20 protein-coding genes are annotated in these 18854 nt (G+C 44.4%); 11 read left to right on the top strand and 9 right to left on the bottom strand.

Annotated elements, in window-relative coordinates:
* The 3 genes from AC1DWN_RS03405 to AC1DWN_RS03395 form a co-directional block, all read left to right on the top strand.
* Positions 1-717, top strand: a 717-nt coding sequence (locus tag AC1DWN_RS03405; RefSeq protein ID WP_477557534.1) for a VOC family protein, incomplete at its 5' end; no start/stop codon positions are given.
* A complete protein-coding gene (locus AC1DWN_RS03400) occupies positions 717-1322 on the top strand; it encodes an alpha/beta hydrolase (RefSeq protein ID WP_477557533.1) in 606 nt (201 codons plus the stop codon). The genes AC1DWN_RS03405 and AC1DWN_RS03400, both read left to right, overlap by 1 nt.
* Positions 1323-2006: 684 nt before the next feature.
* Positions 2007-2618, top strand: coding sequence for a flavin reductase family protein (locus tag AC1DWN_RS03395; RefSeq protein ID WP_477557532.1), 612 nt, complete (start codon positions 2007-2009; stop codon positions 2616-2618).
* An 87-nt stretch (positions 2619-2705) separates the two neighbouring features.
* Here AC1DWN_RS03395 and AC1DWN_RS03390 read toward each other — a convergent pair whose 3' ends face one another.
* The gene (locus AC1DWN_RS03390) at positions 2706-3674 is read right to left on the bottom strand and encodes an MraY family glycosyltransferase (protein WP_477557531.1); all 969 of its coding nucleotides are present in this window, start codon (positions 3672-3674) and stop codon (positions 2706-2708) included.
* A 112-nt stretch (positions 3675-3786) separates the two neighbouring features.
* Between AC1DWN_RS03390 and AC1DWN_RS03385 the strand changes: the two genes are divergently transcribed.
* The 3 genes from AC1DWN_RS03385 (at position 3787) to AC1DWN_RS03375 (ending at position 6248) form a co-directional block, all read left to right on the top strand.
* Positions 3787-4692 carry an NAD(P)/FAD-dependent oxidoreductase gene (locus AC1DWN_RS03385; protein WP_477557530.1) on the top strand — a complete coding sequence of 302 codons (906 nt, stop codon included), beginning with the start codon at positions 3787-3789 and terminating at the stop codon, positions 4690-4692.
* 7 nt (positions 4693-4699) lie between these two features.
* A complete protein-coding gene (locus AC1DWN_RS03380; RefSeq protein WP_477557529.1) occupies positions 4700-5647 on the top strand; it encodes a helix-turn-helix transcriptional regulator in 948 nt (315 codons plus the stop codon).
* A gap of 115 nt (positions 5648-5762) precedes the next feature.
* Positions 5763-6248: a GyrI-like domain-containing protein gene (locus AC1DWN_RS03375; RefSeq protein ID WP_477557528.1), complete on the top strand. Its 486-nt coding sequence runs from the start codon at positions 5763-5765 to the stop codon at positions 6246-6248.
* A 110-nt stretch (positions 6249-6358) separates the two neighbouring features.
* On the opposite strand, the gene AC1DWN_RS03370 is transcribed toward AC1DWN_RS03375, so the two are convergent.
* The gene (locus AC1DWN_RS03370; protein ID WP_477557527.1) at positions 6359-6925 is read right to left on the bottom strand and encodes a beta-class carbonic anhydrase; all 567 of its coding nucleotides are present in this window, start codon (positions 6923-6925) and stop codon (positions 6359-6361) included.
* A gap of 347 nt (positions 6926-7272) precedes the next feature.
* Positions 7273-7992, bottom strand: coding sequence for a 3-ketoacyl-ACP reductase (locus AC1DWN_RS03365; protein ID WP_477557526.1), 720 nt, complete (start codon positions 7990-7992; stop codon positions 7273-7275).
* Positions 7993-8169: 177 nt separating this feature from the next.
* On the opposite strand from AC1DWN_RS03365, the gene AC1DWN_RS03360 reads away from it, so the two are divergent.
* The 3 genes from AC1DWN_RS03360 to hxlB all read left to right on the top strand — a co-directional run bounded on the left by AC1DWN_RS03360 (position 8170) and on the right by hxlB (position 9835).
* Complete coding sequence (locus AC1DWN_RS03360) at positions 8170-8499, top strand: winged helix-turn-helix transcriptional regulator (RefSeq protein ID WP_477557525.1); 330 nt, start codon at positions 8170-8172, stop codon at positions 8497-8499.
* Between the two features lie 137 nt (positions 8500-8636).
* A complete protein-coding gene (hxlA, locus tag AC1DWN_RS03355) occupies positions 8637-9269 on the top strand; it encodes a 3-hexulose-6-phosphate synthase (RefSeq protein ID WP_477557524.1) in 633 nt (210 codons plus the stop codon).
* 8 nt (positions 9270-9277) lie between these two features.
* The gene (hxlB, locus tag AC1DWN_RS03350; RefSeq protein WP_477557523.1) at positions 9278-9835 is read left to right on the top strand and encodes a 6-phospho-3-hexuloisomerase; all 558 of its coding nucleotides are present in this window, start codon (positions 9278-9280) and stop codon (positions 9833-9835) included.
* A gap of 68 nt (positions 9836-9903) precedes the next feature.
* Here hxlB and AC1DWN_RS03345 read toward each other — a convergent pair whose 3' ends face one another.
* From AC1DWN_RS03345 to AC1DWN_RS03320, 6 genes are all read right to left on the bottom strand, one after another.
* Positions 9904-10743 (bottom strand): 1,4-dihydroxy-6-naphthoate synthase, encoded by an 840-nt coding sequence (locus AC1DWN_RS03345; protein WP_477557522.1) that lies wholly within the window; start codon positions 10741-10743, stop codon positions 9904-9906.
* Positions 10740-11447 carry a futalosine hydrolase gene (locus AC1DWN_RS03340; RefSeq protein WP_477557521.1) on the bottom strand — a complete coding sequence of 236 codons (708 nt, stop codon included), beginning with the start codon at positions 11445-11447 and terminating at the stop codon, positions 10740-10742. Before AC1DWN_RS03340 ends, AC1DWN_RS03345 begins: the two co-directional genes overlap by 4 nt.
* A 45-nt stretch (positions 11448-11492) precedes the next feature.
* Complete coding sequence (locus tag AC1DWN_RS03335; RefSeq protein WP_477557520.1) at positions 11493-12860, bottom strand: TrkH family potassium uptake protein; 1368 nt, start codon at positions 12858-12860, stop codon at positions 11493-11495.
* Positions 12861-13075: 215 nt separating this feature from the next.
* Positions 13076-15346: an ATP-binding protein gene (locus AC1DWN_RS03330; RefSeq protein ID WP_477557519.1), complete on the bottom strand. Its 2271-nt coding sequence runs from the start codon at positions 15344-15346 to the stop codon at positions 13076-13078.
* Between the two features lie 186 nt (positions 15347-15532).
* On the bottom strand, positions 15533-16036 hold the full coding sequence (locus AC1DWN_RS03325; RefSeq protein ID WP_477557518.1) for a hypothetical protein: 504 nt from the start codon (positions 16034-16036) through the stop codon (positions 15533-15535).
* Positions 16037-16221: 185 nt separating this feature from the next.
* Entirely contained in the window at positions 16222-16725 is a 504-nt protein-coding gene (locus AC1DWN_RS03320; RefSeq protein ID WP_477557536.1) for a hypothetical protein, read from the bottom strand.
* A gap of 274 nt (positions 16726-16999) precedes the next feature.
* Here AC1DWN_RS03320 and AC1DWN_RS03315 point away from each other — a divergent pair, with 274 nt between their 5' ends.
* Positions 17000-17203: a hypothetical protein gene (locus AC1DWN_RS03315; RefSeq protein ID WP_477557517.1), complete on the top strand. Its 204-nt coding sequence runs from the start codon at positions 17000-17002 to the stop codon at positions 17201-17203.
* A gap of 197 nt (positions 17204-17400) precedes the next feature.
* Complete coding sequence (locus tag AC1DWN_RS03310; RefSeq protein ID WP_477557516.1) at positions 17401-18801, top strand: MATE family efflux transporter; 1401 nt, start codon at positions 17401-17403, stop codon at positions 18799-18801.
* Positions 18802-18854 lie beyond the last annotated feature (53 nt).

Below are 18854 nucleotides of genomic sequence, written 5' to 3'. Positions count from 1 at the left end.
CAGGTTGGATTTACTACCTATGTGGTTCCTGCTAACGCATTTGATTTCTGGAAGGAACGACTGGAAAAGCTAAATGTCGATGTGAATCAGACCTCTCGGTTTGGTGAGCAATACCTACAATTTGTAGATCCTGACGGCCTGAAGCTCGAAATCGTAGCTAGAGAAGAGGGACCGGAAAGTAATTGGTCGTTCGGTGGCGTAACTGCGGACAAAGCGATTAAAGGGTTCGGGGGAGCTATCCTTTACAGTACAGCCCCTGTGGAAACAGGGAAAGTTCTAGTTGATGTAATGGGGCTTGAACTTGTTGGTCAAGAGGGTGCTTATACGCGATATAAAGCAACGGGTGATTTGGGCAACCTAATTGATGTCAATGTAGAGAAGATGGCGCTTGGGCAAGGCGGCTCAGGTACTGTGCATCATATTGCTTGGCGCGCCAAAGATTTCACGGAGCATGAGGTTTGGAGAAATCAAGTCGTACAAAGTGGGTTTGAGCCTACGCCGATTATCGACCGTCAATATTTTAATGCGATTTATTTCCGTGAAGCGGGCGGAATCTTATTTGAAATTGCGACAGATCCACCGGGCTTTGCGCGTGATGAAGAGTTAGAGCTGCTAGGAGAAAAGCTCATGCTTCCTGAATGGTATGAGAAGCAGCGCACACAAATCGAGCAATTATTAACACCTTTTGAGATAAGAGTGTTGGAGGAGGATAAATAATGAAACATATATTCAACAAAGGAACTGATCTTAACGCACCGGTGCTGCTGCTCCTGCATGGTACTGGGGGAACGGAGCGGGATCTGCTGCCATTGGCAGGCCGAGTTTCACCGGCTTCTTCTGTACTTAGCGTAAGAGGAAATGTGCTAGAGAACGGAATGCCGCGTTATTTCCGCAGACTGGCAGAGGGTGTCTTCGACATCGAGGATTTAATATTCCGTACGAAGGAATTGAATGATTTCTTGGACAATGCTGCAGAGGAATACGAATTTGACCGCAGTAATATCGTTGCAATCGGCTATTCCAACGGTGCAAATATCGCAGCGAGTCTCTTATTCCACTACAAGGATACTCTTCGTGGAGCGATTCTCCATCATCCGATGGTGCCTATCCGTGGGGTGGAGCTTCCTGATCTGACTGGCGTGCCTTGCTTTATTGGTGCCGGATCGAATGATCCGCTATGTACACCTCAAGAGACGGAGGATTTAAAGAAATTGTTAGAAGCAGTGGGTTCGCCCGTTACGGTACATTGGGAGAAATCGGGTCACCAGCTTACAAGCTCAGAGGTTGATGAGGCATCTGCTTGGTTCGCAGAAACTTTTTAAAATTATAAGTTCAACTATCGCAGCTTAAAATAGGCAGGTAACCCTTGATGTAGCTGGGCAAACAGGCGATCCATTGCTGGAGTTGTGTTTGAATGAGTATTGTGATCTTCTTATTAGCTGACTTCATCACAAAGTAAATGATTATCTCCGTTTGACTGTATTTTATCCAATCAAAACTTCATTCTAAGCGCTGGGTTGGAGTTAGACTGTATTTCATCCAGTCAAATCGACGGTTTGGTCCTGAAAAGGTGGCTAACGTCGTATTAGAGTGGATATTTTCCATTCAAACACAAAGGAAATGGATTAAAAGACGTTTAGACTGTACAAATTCCATTCAAACAGTCCGTTTTTTAATGATAAGAATGTTTAAGTTCACTCTTATAATAGACTTAACATTCAGCGCGAAACGAGCTTTGCCGTCAAGGACGGCGACAGCCGTTTACGCTTGAAATTAGGAAAGTATAAGTTTCACGCTTATACTCATGCCTATATTTTTACGAGAAACCGCTCGTCCTTAGACAAGGACAACGAAGTCGTTTCTTCTTAAAATATAGGAAAGTATAAGTTTCACACTTATACCAATGCCTATATTTCACCGCGAAACGAGCTATTACCGCCAGAGGACGGCCACAGCCGTTTACGCTTGTCGTAACATGAGTTGATGATCTGAAAGGGGCGAGTCCAGTGATAACGATTGATCCTACGAGCCAGACTGTGCAGGAGAACTATAAGCTGCTGATCGGCAGCATTATCCCTAGACCCATCGCATTTGTATCGACTTTGTCGAAGGATGACGTACTGAATGCGGCGCCTTTCAGCTTTTTCAATATCGTGACGGCTAATCCGCCGATGGTCTCGATCTCTGTGCAGCGTAAGCAAGGGGATTTGAAGGATACAGCGAGGAATGCCATCGAGCGAGGCGAGTTCGTCGTTCATATATCCGATGACACCTACATTGAGGCGATCAATCAGACAGCTGCGATGCTGCCTCCGGATGAGAGCGAGGTTGAGTTGGCTCAATTAACGCCAATTGCTAGCGATATCATAAGTGTGCCGGGAATAGCTGAAGCGAGAATTCGAATGGAATGTGTGCTGGAGCAAGCGCTGCAGCTTGGTGGTACAGATGGATCACCAGCATGTGATTTTCTTATTGGCAGAGTTGTACGTTTCCATCTGCATGAATCCTTGTACGAGAATGGACGTATCAATCCGAAGACGCTGGGCCCGGTTAGCCGCCTTGCGGGTAATGATTATGCTAAGCTTGGCGAAATGTTTACGATAGAGCGTCCTCTTTAGGGACGTATATATGAAAGAGGGCTTTCGCTTATAAATAAGTGAAAGCCCTCTTTGGTTTGAGCCTAGCATACAAGCTGGCATCTACTTTTATATTTGCACGAGCAGTAAAATGATGGACGATAAGCACAGACACGTACTCACTAAGCAAAGCACCATCACAACTTGCTTCGTGTTAAGTCCAGCCCGCAGTAAACGATAATGCGCTTGGCTAGCATCTGCTTGATAGATCGCCTGGCCCTTCATCATACGCTTAATTACGACAAAGATGTTATCGAAAATCGGTACGCCGAGCGCCAAAATCGGGATAAACAACGAAAGGACCGTTGCTTGCTTGAAAGCACCATCCAGAGCAATTACGGCTAAAATAAAGCCGAGAAACGTCGCTCCCGCATCACCCATAAATATTTTGGCTGGCGGCTTGTTATAACGCAAGTACGCGAGTGTGACACCAACCAAAATGATGGCCATGATAGCAGAGTTGGATTGTCCTTTGGCTATCGCTACAACACATAGCGTAACGGCGGAAATCGCGGAAAGCCCGCCTGCAAGTCCATCCATACCATCGGAAAAGTTAATAACAGTCGTAACGCCGAATATCCATAAAATCGTAAGAATAAATTGCAATACAGCAGGAAGAACCACATATTCATCAGAAAGCGGATTATAAAATCCAGTAAAGGAAATGCCTGATGCGTAAACGATAACAGCAGCGGATATTTGTACAACAAATTTCGGCAGGGAAGGGAAGTCCTTGCCCTTCGTCTTATACCAATCATCGACCGTTCCAATGATCAATAGAAGTACTCCGCCAACAAATATTGCTCCTGTCTGCATAGAGAAATCTCTTGTAACAGCTAAATAGGTAACAAAAAAACCAATAAAAATAACATAGCTCGCAGTAAGCGGAATAGGCTCTCGATGCAATTTTCGTTCAACATCTTTTCTAGGCTTGTCCACAAAATCAAGTTTGAATGCCAGCTTGGCAAACGGAGGTATTAATAAATAAACGATTGTAAAAGACAGAATTAAGGATAAAGCGAATAAAATAATAGTCACCACCGTTTTTATGATAATGAAACGAGTTCTACAAAATTATACAACTTAGAACGGGAATTTGTCGATTCAAGGATTAAAAGTGAATAAATATTAATTTACAGGAGCGATGAATATGTGGCTGGATTGTGCGATTATTGGTGGCGGGCCCGCTGGTTTGAATGCTGCGCTGGTGCTCGGGAGATCGAGGAGAGTCGTAATTTTGTTCGATCATAACAAGCCTAGAAATGCGGTTACACATGAGTCTCATGGGTTTATTACAAGAGATGGTATTCATCCGAATGAATTTCGCAGCTTGGCCCATCAGGATATTTCCAAATATCCATCTGTTACGATTAAGCCGGATARGGTGACTGAAATTAAGCCGAATGCGGTGGGTTTTCAAATTATGACGAGCAATGGCGTGCAGTTTCAGGCACGATCCATTATTTTAGCCGCAGGACTTAAGGAAATATTGCCTAGGCTGCCTAGCGTTCATGATTTTTATGGGAGAAGCTTGTTCAGCTGTCCGTACTGTGATGGCTGGGAGCTGCGCGATAAGCCGCTGGTCATTATTTCGGAGAACGCGAATGCGGATCATGTGGCCAAAATCGTCTATAATTGGAGCAAGGATATCCTTCTTTGCACGAATGGAGCGAATAGCTTGAGAGCTGAGCAAATCGGCCTTCTGAGCCGGATGGGAGTGCAGGTGAATCAGCAGCGAATAAAGAAGCTTGTTGGAGAGAATGGCGTATTGAACAGTATTGTGTTTGAAAACAATAGTCAGGTGCGGCGGGAAGGCGGCTTTGTATCCCCACAATGGGATCACGCGGCTCCTTTTGGCGAAGCCTTGGGCTGTGCAATGACTGATGCTGGCGGTATTGTCACTGACGATATGGGACGCACAAGCATTAGAGGAATATACGCAGCCGGCGATGCCTCCATTATTGCGCCTTCACAGGTTGTGATCGCTGCAGGTGAAGGCAGTAAAGCTGCTATTGGCGTGAATACAGATCTAACGAATCAGGATTTCGGAAGGTAGGATAGCTTTGAAAATCGATCGTTTACTGGCAATGACCATTCTGCTGTTAAATTGCGGGCGAATCARTGCGAAGGAATTAGCGGACCGGTTTGAAGTATCAACGAAAACCATTTACCGCGACATGGATACATTAAGCCAATCCGGTATTCCTATATTTGCTCAACAAGGTACTTCGGGCGGCTTCGAAATTATGGAGCATTACACCATTTCACGTCAGTATTTGACGTTTGCAGAAATATCGTCGATTATCGCCGCAGTAAAAGGTCTAAATACCGCTCTGGACGATAAAACGTTTGCGAGTCTGCACGATAAGGTTAATGCTTTATTAAATAAGTCGGATAAACAGCAAACGGCGCAGCAAGGGGAAGGGATTGTGTTTGATCTGAATCCTTGGGCACAGGGTCCCGCTGCGCGTCATAAAGTTCATAAAGTGAATCTCTTTAAGCAGGCTATTGAACAAACGCAAAAAGTGACGATGAGCTATATCAATATGAACGGCACGGAAACAGAGCGTGTGATCGAGCCATATCAGCTGATTTTAAAAGGAAATGTATGGTACATACAAGGGTATTGTACGCTAAGGGAAGAGTTTCGTATTTTTCGAATATCGCGTGTGCAGCAGCTTGTTTTACTTATGGATACTTTCGAGCGCCGCCAAACACCCTCATTAGAGGGATACTCTTGGGAGTCAGGATGGATTGGAAAAGCGGAGGCCGATGTTGTTATGATTTTCCGGCCACAGGTGCGTTACCGAGTTGGCGATTCGTTTCATCCGGACCAAGTAACCATTTTGGAGGGCGGATCTATGCGTGTGGAAGGGCCCTTTGCGCTAGACGATTGGTTCTATGGGATGCTTCTCAGCTATGGGGATAACGTAAAGGTGGAACAACCGGCAGAAGTCGTCCAACAGATTATGCTGCGTGCACAAAATATTATAAGAAGATACCAAGTGTAAATGGCAATGGTTGATGCCGCCTGAATTTTATATTTTCCTATTTATAAACTCAGACAGACAGATGTCCACTTTCCAATCGTACAATGAAGTAAACGATGGTGAAGGGGACGATAACATGAATACAAACGTAATGGTAAAGCCAGCAATTGAAATAGCAGGTGTAAGCGTACGGACAACAAATGAGCAGGAGACAGGCACGGATGGACAGCTGTCGATGCTATGGAATACATACTTTCAAAGCGGTATTGCAGAGCGCATACAAGCGAGTAATCCTCATCTGATCTATGCGTTGTATACCCATTATGAATCTGACGCTTCGGGCGCGTATACGGTTATTCTGGGGCATGAGATGGGTGATCAGCACAACCCGCAGGCTCTGGAAGGTCTAGAGCATACAATTATTCCTGAAGCAAAATATATGATATTTAGAACGAAGCGAGGCCCAGTATTTGAAGTGGTCGCGAATGAATGGAAGCAGATATGGTCTTTTTTTGAAGACTCGCCGATTGAGAGAACGTATTCTGGTGATTTTGAGCTTTATGATGCTCGCGAGTTTGACCCGAATGACGCAGAGATCGATATTTATATTGCGGTAAAATAAGGAAATGATATCAGATCGGGGTAGTTGCTAGTACTGAAAACGATGAACAACAAAAGGGCAGTCCCGGAGTCATTCGACAATGGGGCTGCCCTTCTTTTATTAGGAGAAAATTATTCTTCTCTATAATCCTGGACCAAAATTTCCAACTCGCCTGTTTCTGAGTCGATGACAAAGCCATGAACTGGAATATCTTTTGGGAAAAGGGGATGCTTACGAATCATTTTAACGCTATGCATGACGCCTTCTTCGGCGCTGCTGAAGCCGCGTAGAAACTTCTCCATACGAATGCCTGAGTTCTCAAGCGTCTGAATGGTTTGTGGATCGATGCCATGCTCGGCGAATTTGCCGACCATCGCTTCCGCATTCAGATTGGTCATACCGCAGCCGTGATGCCCGATGACGAGCACTTCTCGTGCTTCAAGCTCGTACACCGCAACTAAAATACTGCGCATCGCGCTTCCGAATGGCTGAGTCAGAATGGCTCCTGCATTTTTAATAAACTTAGCGTCACCATTTTTTAAATCTAGTGCTTTAGGGAGCATCTCAGAGAGTCTTGTATCCATGCATGTAAGAATGGCTATTTTCTTATCAGGGTATTTATCGGTTAAGTAGGCTTCATATTGCTTTTCTTCGACAAATTGTTTGTTAAACTCTATTATACGCGGAACGATGGACATATGAATTCCTCCAACTCACTGCAGACTATCTATCTATATATTTATATTATTCATAGATTTGAGGTCGGAGTCAATTAAAAGGTCGGCTGGAAATTGCTCACTTTTATGCAGGTTTTCCAGCTAACCTATTATTTTATTCTGAAGGCTCGGAAGCAGTTTTTGCTGATCCGCGGCTTTCACTTACAATCTCCGCTAGCAATTCATAAGAGTGCAGGCGAGCGTTGTGATCATATATTTGACCGGTTACGATCAGCTCATCGGCACCAGTTTGTTCAATAAGGAAATTGAGAGATCAAATAAAGAAAACCCCAGCACAAGGTAAGTGAAGGGGCAATACATGCTAATTATTACTGCGGATTTGTCGTCCAAATACCCGCTGATTTTAGAAAGACGCGATTAGGTAGTTTTAGTGTGGCTAGTACGAGATCAGCTACATCCTCGGCTTGCATCATCCGATCCTCGTCTCCAATTTTCAACCCAGCATTTTGAGCTAGCTCCGTGTTTACTGTACTTGGCATGAGTGATGTAACTCGAATGTTTGATTTACGCACTTCTTGCATGAGGGACTCCGTTAAGCCTTGAATAGCAAACTTAGAGGMGCAATAAGCCGATCCTGTTGCAAATCCCTTCTCGCCAGCAGTTGAAGAGATGTTGATGATATTGCCACCGCTTTGTGCAAGCATAGTTGGCAAGATGGCGCGCGTCACATAGTACGTACCCATTACATTGGTTTGAATAATGCTCTCCCATTGCTCAGGGTCCATTTCAAGAACAGTTCCGAAAGCAGCGATTCCCGCATTGTTAATTAGAATGTCGACTGTACCAAGGCTCTTGGAAAGTGCAGCTACTGCTTGATCGACTTCAGCTTTACTGGACACATCCGCCGTTGCGATACTTACATTGACTCCATACATAGTTGTAAGATCACCTTGAAGGGCTTCCAAATCTGCACTTGTTCTTGCGATTAATCCTAGGTTTACGCCTTCAGCTGCTAAGGCAGTGGCAACAGCTCTGCCGATCCCTTTACCCGCACCAGTGATGATAGCTGATTTGTTTTTTAAATCCATATGTTTCTCTCTCCTTTAAGTGTGTGATGTTACTGACATTTGTATGTAGACTTGATCCATGGGATCATGTAGAGCAAATGTAAGTGGTATAATTATTATTAGTCTATATAAAACGAAAAGCAAGTCGCGCTACGAAGTAATGTAGTAGATCATTATATACTTAAGGAGTTGTTCATCATGGGAAACCAGCATTTTAAAGAGACTGTAGAGTTAACGCTAAAGGTAATAGGTGGAAAATGGAAGCCGGTTATTTTATGCCATTTGACGGATGGAACCCATCGATTCGGGGAGCTGAAACGTGAAATGCCAGAAATAACGCAAAAAATGCTTACTCAGCAGCTTCGTGAATTAGAACAGGATGCGATCATTGATCGCAAGGTGTTTACGCAAGTGCCTCCAAAGGTAGAGTATTCCTTAACGGAGTACGGTTTATCCGTCAAAGGACTGCTTAATGTCATGTCGGAGTGGGGAGAAAAGCACCAGGAGCGTTGCAAGCAGGAGACATAAGAAAGTTAAACATTCACTCTTCATAGTTACCAAATGGGTACTACGTTACATGAAAGTGCGTACTATCTTTTTGTACTGCCAGTGTCTAATATTAGGCGTGTCAGTTAAACCCAAACTATAGGAGTGAACGTTATATTATGAAATTACAACTAGCGTTAGACCTTGTTAATATTCCAGAAGGTATACAATTAGTGAAAGAGATCGAATCGTTTATCGATGTCGTAGAAATTGGCACACCTATCGTAATTAACGAAGGCTTGCATGCAGTTAAAGCAATGAAAGAAGCATTCCCTAACCTTACCGTGCTTGCTGATCTTAAAATTATGGATGCAGGCGCCTATGAGGTGATGAAGGCCTCGGAAGCTGGTGCAGACATTATTACGATATTAGGTGTTGCAGAGGATATGTCCATTAAGGGCGCAGTCGAAGAAGCTAGAAAGCAAGGTAAGCAAGTGCTGGTCGATATGATCGCTGTCAAAAATTTAGCAGAACGCGCTGCTGAGCTCGATGCTCTAGGCGTTGATTATATTTGTGTCCATACGGGCTATGATCTTCAAGCTGTTGGACAAAATTCCTTTGAGGATTTGCGTACCATCAAAAGCGTTGTGAAAAACGCTAAAACGGCAGTAGCTGGCGGTATTAAGCTCAGCACACTTCCTGAGGTAATTAAAGCAAATCCTGATCTTGTTATTGTGGGCGGCGGCATTACTGGACAAGCCGATATAAAAGCGACAGCGGCGGAAATGCAGCAATTAATTCGTCAAGGATAGTGGCTGGTATGAAAACGAGATTTTATATAACCGCTATTATAAATGAGCTAAGTCAGATTCAAGATAATCTTAGTGATGAGCAGACGGAGAAACTAGTCGATAGCGTTGCGAGCGCGCGACGTATATTCGTTGCCGGAGCAGGGCGATCTGGGCTTATGATGCGAGCCTTCGCTATGCGGATGATGCACCTGGGGCTGGATGTCTATGTGGTGGGTGAGACGGTAACTCGAACGTTAGAGCAAGGTGATCTGCTTATTATTGGGTCAGGCTCAGGAGAAACCAAGTCGCTTATTTCTATGGCAGACAAAGCGAGAAGCCTAGGGGCAGACGTTGTCGCCTTGACGATTTTTCCGAAATCGACGATTGGACAATTAGCGAGCGCTATCGTGYAATTGCCTGGTACGCCGAAGGACAAGGCAGAGGATGATGAAAGATCCATCCAACCGATGGGATCACTATTCGAACAAACGCTGCTGCTTGTATGTGACGCAGTTATTTTACGGCTGATGGAGAAGCAGGACTTAACCGGAGCAAACATGTATGGCAACCATGCCAATCTCGAGTAATAAAAAGTAGAATGACTATTAAATAATAAAAGCAGACAATCCTCGTCGGGTTGTCTGCTTTCTTCATTTTAGCGCAGCAAGGACAGATCGAAGCTAGGTACGAGGCCTTCCTCAGCCGCTCTACTAAGCAGCGCGGTTACTGCGGCATAGCCGTCATCTCCAAGACTGGCAGTGAATTCATTAACATAGAGATCGATGTGTGACTGCGCGACATCCGGTGAGAGCTCTTGCGCATGGTCCATTACATACGATTGTGACTGCTCAGGATGTGCCCAGGCGTATTCGACGGACGAACGGATCCAGCTGGCAATGGCTTCACTATCCAGCGTGCGGCGAGCGATAATGGCGCCGAGCGGAATCGGCAGGCCGGTATCGGACTCCCACCAGCTGCCAAGGTCAACGAGCATGCTTAAGCCGTAAGTCGGATAAGTGAAACGAGCCTCATGAATGACTAAACCTGCATCTATTTTGCCATCTCGCACAGCAGGCATAATTTCATGGAACGGCATAATAACGATTTCACCTACGCCTCCCGGAATATGCTTGGCAGCCCATAGACGAAATAATAAATAAGCGGTTGACCGCTCGCTTGGAACGGCTATTCTTTGGCCTGTAAGTATAGAGGGATCACTCAGATCCTTAGAGCCGCCTTTGGTGAGAACCAAAGGACCACAGCCTCGGCCAAGAGCGCCGCCGCAGGGCAGCAGCTTATAATCATTTAAGACCCAAGGTAGAGCAGCGTATGAAATTTTCATTACTTCTGGGCCCTCTGCATTAGCGGCCCAATTATTCGTAATATCGATATCCGCATAGGTGACTTCAAGCTCGGGTGCTCCCGGCACAAGTCCATGCGTCCAAGCATGAAAGACAAAGGTATCATTAGGACATGGGGAAAAAGCTATTTTCATTGTAGAACCTCCCGTATGGCATGACTTGCTGCTTCTAATGCTTGCAATGCTTCACCGATCCGCCAAGCTGCGCGATCACGTGGTCCGACTGCATTGGAGATCGCTCGAATTTCTACCACAGCTAAACCCCGCTGCTGTGCAGCGACAGCAACGCCATGGCCTTCCATGCCTTCCGCGGCAGCGCCAGGCACGCGTTTGACAAGAGCTTCGGCTGTCTCGGCAGTGCCAGTGGCAGTCGAGACAGTCACAACGGAGCCGATATGTACCGTTAGTCCGGCAGAATGAATAGCGTCGTATATGCGATTGGAAAAAACAGAGCTCGCAGTAACTTGAGCTGAGCCGAAGCCCAGCTCGTCCAGACTAATGAAGCCTGCTTCAGGTGATTCTGCGCCGAGGTCTGCGGCTATAATCTTATCAGCAACGACGAGCGAACCGATATCCGCTCGACCGGCAAAGCCGCCCCCAATACCGGCGCTTATTACTAATCGGTAAGCAGCAGTTGATAATGCAGTTGCAGTACTTGCAGCAGCAGCTGCTGGACCTACACCAGCTGCTATGACATCAATATGCTCGGCGCCCTGTAATCCGCGAAGTACAGCATCTCGTTCCGCAGCGACAGCGGTCACAATGAGTATGCGTTCTTTGCTGTTTGATTGCTCGATGTTCGAGTCAACAGGGTTGTTAGAATTTATTTGTGATTTCATCGCTCGTAGATCTCCTTCGACTTGCCTAGAGTAATCATACTGTTGTTATCCAATTGTTATTTTTCCTTCAGGGAAACGGTACAGCTCTTTCTTTGAACGTGTGTTTAATGCAAACGCCAGCGTTACAGGTCCTAGTCGTCCAAGGAACATAAGCAAAATAAGAATGATTTTACCCACAGTTGATAAATGCGCAGTTAATCCCGAAGACATCCCAACCGTACAATAGGCGGATGTAGCCTCGAATAGAATGGCTAGGAACGAACCGGTTTCTGTGATGGTGAGAATCATAGTTGCCCCGCAAATAATAGAGAAGGCAATCATCGTAAACATGATGGCCTGATGAATTTGTTTTTTGGCAATACGGAACCGAAATAGTACGACATCTTCTCTCCCCCGTACCATTGCAATCATTGCACCAATGAGAATCGCAAAGGTTGTAACGCGGATACCGCCGCCCGTAGAGCCAGGTCCAGCTCCGATAAACATTAGAAGGATAAGGAAGAACTGTGTGACCTCGAGAAGCATACTTGGATCGACCGTGCTTAGACCAGCCGAACGCGCTGTGATCGACTGGAAAGTAGCACCCAGAATTTTGCCGGATGCAGATAGAGGCTGGAGCGTATTGGGGTTGGAAAACTCAAGCAATAGAATAACCAATGTTCCCACTACGATCAAAATGGCTGAAACGGATAAAACAACCTTACTATGTAGGCTGAACTTTCTATTTTTTGGATAAGTGACAAGCTCGGATATGACAATAAAGCCAATTCCTCCTAAGAAGATCAGCAGCATCGAGACGATGTTAACGAACGGATCCTCTACATAATGAATGAGGCTAGCTGCGCGATCCGGGAATTGTGAAAATAAATCAAAGCCTGCATTGTTAAAGAATGAAATACTATGGAAGATACCAAAGTAGATAGCTTGTCCAACTGGCATTTCTAGCATGAAGTAGCTGCTGAGCAAAATAGCGCCGGTCAATTCAATGGTCAGGGCATAGATGAGAATCTTCCGAATCATTCGTACAATGCCTTCTCCAGAGCCATGATTCATCGATTCTTGAAGCACAAGCCGTTCGCGGAATGAGATGCGTTTGCGGAAAAGCAGGGCGAATAACGTCGCCATCGTCATAAATCCTAATCCGCCAATTTGAGCAAGAATAATGATGACTACCTGTCCATATGTAGAAAAATGACTGCCTGTATCTAGTACGGTTAGCCCCGTCACGCAAACAGCTGAGGCCGACATGAATAAAGCATCGATGTATGAAATAGAGATATCGTTGGTGTAGGCGATAGGACGTGATAATAGCTGTGCCCCAACAAAGATAAGAAAAATGAAGCCAAACGTCATGACCTGCGGCGGACTCGGTCTGTAACGCAATTTTTTTCGAATTGAGGCAACGGAAAGCATAGTGTAAGCTCCACCTATCTGTTCATGTAGTATTTACATCTGAGAATTGCCCTCAGAGAGTCTGATGGCTATTGAGACATCGTACCATAGAAGCCCTATCAAAAAAACAGCAAGGAGGTTTTTAGCTGTAAACTTGAAAATTGAGCTTACAGCACGCAAACTAACCAAAAAATAAGCTGTAAGCTCCAAAATCAAGCTTACAGCATAAGTGTTCATTATTGAATGATTGGCAGTGAGATCTTGACACAGGTGCCTTCACCAAGCTTGCTGCTGAATAGGATTGTTCCTTTGTGGGCTTCTATGATTTGTTGGCTGACCATAATTCCAAGACCGTTGCCGCTCGGCTTCTTCGTGAAGAAAGGCTCTCCAAGACGGAGTAGGTCCTCTTTCGCAATACCGCAGCCTTGATCACAGAATTCCAACACCAGATTACGGTCCGGTGGATTGCAATTCAATTTAATTGTAAGCATGCCACCGCTAGGCATTGATTCCATTCCGTTCTTTATGACATTTACAAAAACCTGCTTTAATTGGTTAGCTTCGCCTATCACCTGAGGAATGTTGTTCTCTGACTTCAAGATAAGCTGGACGTTGCTCAATTTGGCTTCCAATTCTAGAAGCAGCATAACGTCACGGAAAGTATGCTGGATGTTTACTGGTTGGAACCGATTTGCTTGCGGCTTAGCAAATACGAGAAACTCACTCACAATCATATTAATTTGATCGAGTTCCTGAAGCATAATATCGAGATGGGTGGGTGACAAAGGACCGGACTGCTTCTGCAGCTGAACAAAACCGCGAAGTGTAGTTAATGGATTCCGAACCTCATGCGCAACGCCTGCCGCAATTTGTCCTACAACGGATAGCTTCTCTGAGCGGCGAATCATTTCTTCTGTCTGCTTCCTTGAGGTTATGTTCCGTGAAATGGAGGCAATGGCTACTATTGCACCAAGCTCATCATGAATGGAAGATATGGTAATGCTTAAATCAATGAGTTCACCTGATTTCGTATACCGTTGCGTTTCAAAGTCAGTAACAGAACCACCTAGCAGGACATTAGCTTCCTGCTCCTCATGAGCTGTTTTTTGATTATCGGGGATATGGCATAGCACTTGGCCGATTATCTCCTCCGTGCGCCAGCCATACATGACCTCAAAGGCTTTATTTACTTGAATTATTTTTCCTGTAAGGTCTGCGACATGAATGGCATCCGTCGTATGATTAACAAAAGATTCTAAATATTGCTTGGTGCTTTGCAGTTCCTCAGCCGCATCCTTTAGCTCCGTGGTGTATCTATTCAGATTATTGCCCATAGTATCCACGCGAGAGGCCAGCAAACCAAATTCATCGTTGCTCCGTATCGTAATCTTCTCATCAAAATTGCCTACTGCTATCGCATTTACTTTATTTAAAATTTGGTTAAAGGAGCGCATCATAAAGCCTGCGATAAAGTAGCTGGCGATCAACGTTACAAGCACTAAACCGATTGACACGAGTGCTTGAATTAGAATTTGACGGCTCAGCGGCCTCTGGATAGCCGGATAATCAAAGGTGATGCCGACAACATATGTTTTGTCGTTTGTAATCGGTATAAAGCTTTTGAGCACCTCTTTACCATTAAAGGTACTCCAAGCAGTCGATATTTTTCCGCTATGAAGCGCTTTTTGGATATTTTTCGTGTCAATAGCATTGTTTTTGTAGCGGTATTGACCAAATGCGATGGCTCGAACGTCCAGATTATAAACGGGAACACCCTGCTTAAATTTAATGATTTGTGGCTTATTAAAGAACTCAGGGTCGAAGCCGGTAATTTCTAAAATAGTGGGCTGGTCAGAAATGATTTTTTTTATGTTCGCATCCGTCCCAATAGTATCATCGAAATCCACAAGCACCTGTGCATTAACATAAGGATTAATCATATAGTTTGTTGTTCCGTCGTAATAATTGCCCCATTTTATAATTTTTTTAGGGTCGGAGGTTGCAAAGTTAAAGGGAGCGGACCAGAAATGCTCTAGCTTTTGTCCTTGCGGGACCGTTACTTTCTCGCCATTGAATAGCTGGTTGAATGCGGTATAGTGATAATCCMATGTTTTCGAGCTCATATTGATTTCATTAGGCTGAGAGGAACGGAGTACTATAATGTCATTTTCAAATTTTTTCCACAGTGTTATATGGTCGACACCAAGCTTCCGGCTTAGCGCAACTAATTGCTCATTTTTTATCTTATTAATATCGGGACCAAGCTCTTCCTTAGCTGCAATAGCAGCTATTCGCAGCTTCTCACCCATCGTATTTTCCATGAATTGTTTAGCTTTCTCGGATGATTCAATCGTCATGCTAATTTGCTTTGCGATATTGTCGACCTGCTCCTCGAGTCCTTTCTGTAACGCGGCTTTTGATGTGAAGTAATGGATGGACAGGCTTAGCAGCAAAATAATGGCGACGATGAGGGATATAGAGAAAGAAAGCTTCGCTTTTATGGACAACTGATATTCCTCCAAGTTTCTAAGTTGTTCTACTACAATTAGACGCTGTGCGCTCAAAATCCTGTTTTCATAATTAATAAAAATTTAACAATCTGAAATACGTTGTTTCCAAAATAGAAAAAGGAGAAACAGAATGCTGTTTCTCCTTCATACTTGCCTATATCCGCAGTAAAACAGTATAGGCTTCTATTCAGTTATGCGTGTGAATTCCTCTTCTTCCAAATACTCCAAAGCCTCTTCGTACGTCTCAAAAGCTGACTCTAAATTGAGGTCCGCATATAAGTACCATAGGTCCTCTTCGAAAAGCAGCGTAAGCTTCGCGTCGTCTGGCCCAATCCAGTACTGCTCATGAGGTTGTTTGTCACGTTTTGCAGCTTTGATCTGCTTAGCTGACAGCGGCTTCTCAGGCGGCGCGATTGCTAGAGAGCTTACAGACTTCTCGATTAATGAGCGAAGCTCATCGGCTTCGAAGTCACGAATGTTAACTAGACCCTTATCATCGGTCTCAACACCACGTACCAAACCTGCGAATACAAAGCCGTTACCGTTCGGATGCAGATGGTAAACGACTGTTTTTTTCTCATGGGCGCTTTCCTCGTAATGGAAATTAATACGCCTCAGAGAAACATCCTTCCGCTGCAATTCAGGAAAGGACTCCACTATAGAAAGCTTTTGTTCAAAAGATAGCATTGTTTCTTATTTCCTCCTAAAGGTTTTGCGAATGCAAAACCAACATCGTAAGCATGCTCTTAGGTTTTGCGAATGCAAAACCATCTACGTAAGCATAAGCTTAGGTTTTGTGCTTGTGATTATACCATAGAGTGAGGGGCTCATACCATGTATGTAAGGAGCGAGGACCTTCATGTTAAAGGTTGTTACATATCCTTCTTCTTCATTAGCAGCATTGCAGCTCCTGCTAGAACGAACATGATGGCAATGATAGGCTGACTGAGCACAAACTTGTTGTAGATGGAGCCAATCGAGAATACGGCGAAGAAAAGCAAGGAGAGTACAGTTAGAATGTTAATTGGGATAAGCAGCCACTTATTGCGGTTGCCAAACCAGTAGAACTCAAACAATCCGATCGCAACTGCTAAAATAAAGCCCGGCCACATGTAACCCCAGCTATTAAACAGCATAGCAATCTGGCAGACGACACCGGCTGTGAACAATATACCTCCGGGTATTAGCAGACCAACTCCTTTACGGCCGATCATACCAAAGTAAAGCCAGTGGAAGAACAGTCCGAGAGGGATAACAAATAGTGAAGGCCAGAAGTAACCAAATATTTGGCCAGGACCAAACGTTCCTCCTTGATTCAAAAATAGAAAAGCTCCAAGCAGCAGCAGGACGGCCCCGCTAATTGTTCTAATGTTCATGTTCATTGATAACTTGCACTCCTTACATCATTTAGTAGTTGCTCTCAGCATAGCATAGAACAAAAAAAGTTGTCGTCCTGCTGCAGGTAAAGAAATGAACTAGACTAAAGTCTAGTTTTATAGTTGAAGAAGCTAAGCTGGATGCGGATTTCGTCGAACCCGCTCGAACGTTACAAATAGCGGAAATAGTTCTTATGAAACGACATTTTACACCTCTTGTTAACTTCTATGAAAGCGCTACAATTAAGGTAATAAGAAGTAGGAGGTGAATTGTATGAGCCAAGAAGAAGTAGTTCAAGAAGGTGCGGAAGAAACCGCAGAGCTGATCTCAGAAGAAGCTCCAGCTGAAGAAGTAGTAGAGGCTGTCGAGGCTGAATTGGAAGAAGAAGCAGAGGTTGAGGAAGCTGCTGCATCTGTGGAAGAGGAAGAAGAAGCAGAAGAAGAAGCTGAGGAAGCGTCTGAAGAAGAAACGGAATAATGATATTAATCATTTTTTTATAAAAAAGATAAGAAGACTGTTCCGAGGTCGTACAGACGACACTGGCACAGTCTTTTTGGTTTGAAATGCTATTCTCCTAATATTTGTTTATTGTAAATAATCCCCTTTTACGTGCAATAACAGCCCTAATATGCTAGGATATCTTGTGCTTTATTTTTATAGAAGAAGGTGACATCTTGGGAGCGGCGCATACGGAACAAGGGCAAGGAGAGAAGAATAAAAAAGGATTTAATCYATTTTTCTTAACCTGGCCCATATTTTTAGAAATCTTTCTTTTCATGCTAATGGGGATTGCCGACACGCTTATGTTAAGCGCCATTTCGGATAATGCGGTCTCGGGTGTTGGGGCGGCGAATCAATATTTGCATATTGCTATTCTATTATTAGAAGTTATCGGCAATGGTGCTTCGATTGTCGTTGCGCAATATATCGGCTCTCGCAAATTTGTTGAAGCCGCAAAAATATCAGCATTAGCGATTACGTTAAATTTAGCGGTAGGACTGCTGATTAGTTTATCTTTTGTTTTATTTGGCGGACATTTGCTGCAGACACTTAACTTGCAAGGCGATATTTTGGAGCATGCGAAAAGCTATTTGGCCATTGTGGGTGGGATGATCTTCCTGCAGGCGATTATTAACTCGGTATCTGCTATTATTCGTGTTCATGGCTTCACTAAGGAAGCTATGCTTGTATCGTTAGGGATGAACGTTATTCATATTATAGGAAACTATGCGCTTATATTCGGTAATTTCGGTTTTTCAGAGATGGGTGTACAGGGGGCGGCGATCTCATCGGTCGTTAGCCGCGGACTTGCATTGAGCGTATTTTTCTGGATGCTTTACCGTGTCATGTCTGTTAAGTTAGAGCTTCGTTTCTATATCATGCTATCGAAAGAGTACATCAGCAAAATATTGAAGATCGGCATACCGTCAGCGCTTGAGCAGGTCATGTATCAGGCTTGCCAAATCGTCTTCTTATATTATGCGACGTTTCTTGGGGCAGCTTCACTAGCAGCGAAAAACTATGCAAATAATATATCGATGTTTACGTATTTGTTTGCATTCGCAATAGGTATGGGTACGGCAATCATAGTTGGAAGACTGGTTGGTGCTAATGAACAAACAGAGGCCTATCATCGTGTATGGAAAAGCGTACGCTGGGCTAGCGGAGTAACCTTGTTTGCTGTTCTACTCGTCATCGCGTTCCGTGAGCCCTTGATGGGAATCTTCACAGATGACGAGGAAATTATTCGTTTAGGAGTTAGTGTTCTCCTGCTCAGCATTGTGCTGGAGACCGGGCGGACGATTAACATTGTACTCATCAATTCGTTACGTGCTGCGGGGGATGCGAAGTATCCACTGTGGATCGGGATGGGCTCGATGGTTGCAATGAGCCTTCCGCTTGGCTATTTCTTTATTTTCACGTTAGATCTAGGTCTAGCTGGTATTTGGCTCGCGATTGCGGCGGATGAATGGCTTCGTGCGGTAATTATGTATTTTAGATGGAAGAGTCGAGCTTGGGAGAAGCATGCCTTAGTTAAGCACGACCATAAGAAGCAAGAGACAGCAGCCGTATAGTTAGCCTGTAAAAAGATCACCTGGACCATGCATAAATTGCATAGGGCTCGAGT

The organism is Paenibacillus sp. P4_A7, from assembly GCF_056402455.1.
The sequence above is the reverse complement of the archived record's forward strand: the minus strand, read 5'-3'. Positions and strand labels throughout refer to the sequence as shown.

What these genes read in the sequence shown, in the direction of transcription:
- AC1DWN_RS03315 (WP_477557517.1), top strand. Translation starts at nt 17,000, where the DNA reads ATGAGCCAAGAAGAAGTAGTTCAAGAAGGTGCGGAAGAAACCGCAGAG.
- AC1DWN_RS03320 (WP_477557536.1), bottom strand. Translation starts at nt 16,725, where the DNA reads ATGAACATTAGAACAATTAGCGGGGCCGTCCTGCTGCTGCTTGGAGCT.
- AC1DWN_RS03340 (WP_477557521.1), bottom strand. Translation starts at nt 11,447, where the DNA reads ATGAAATCACAAATAAATTCTAACAACCCTGTTGACTCGAACATCGAG.
- AC1DWN_RS03335 (WP_477557520.1), bottom strand. Translation starts at nt 12,860, where the DNA reads ATGCTTTCCGTTGCCTCAATTCGAAAAAAATTGCGTTACAGACCGAGT.
- AC1DWN_RS03345 (WP_477557522.1), bottom strand. Translation starts at nt 10,743, where the DNA reads ATGAAAATAGCTTTTTCCCCATGTCCTAATGATACCTTTGTCTTTCAT.
- hxlA (WP_477557524.1), top strand. Translation starts at nt 8,637, where the DNA reads ATGAAATTACAACTAGCGTTAGACCTTGTTAATATTCCAGAAGGTATA.
- AC1DWN_RS03360 (WP_477557525.1), top strand. Translation starts at nt 8,170, where the DNA reads ATGGGAAACCAGCATTTTAAAGAGACTGTAGAGTTAACGCTAAAGGTA.
- AC1DWN_RS03370 (WP_477557527.1), bottom strand. Translation starts at nt 6,925, where the DNA reads ATGTCCATCGTTCCGCGTATAATAGAGTTTAACAAACAATTTGTCGAA.
- AC1DWN_RS03375 (WP_477557528.1), top strand. Translation starts at nt 5,763, where the DNA reads ATGAATACAAACGTAATGGTAAAGCCAGCAATTGAAATAGCAGGTGTA.
- AC1DWN_RS03400 (WP_477557533.1), top strand. Translation starts at nt 717, where the DNA reads ATGAAACATATATTCAACAAAGGAACTGATCTTAACGCACCGGTGCTG.
- AC1DWN_RS03325 (WP_477557518.1), bottom strand. Translation starts at nt 16,036, where the DNA reads ATGCTATCTTTTGAACAAAAGCTTTCTATAGTGGAGTCCTTTCCTGAA.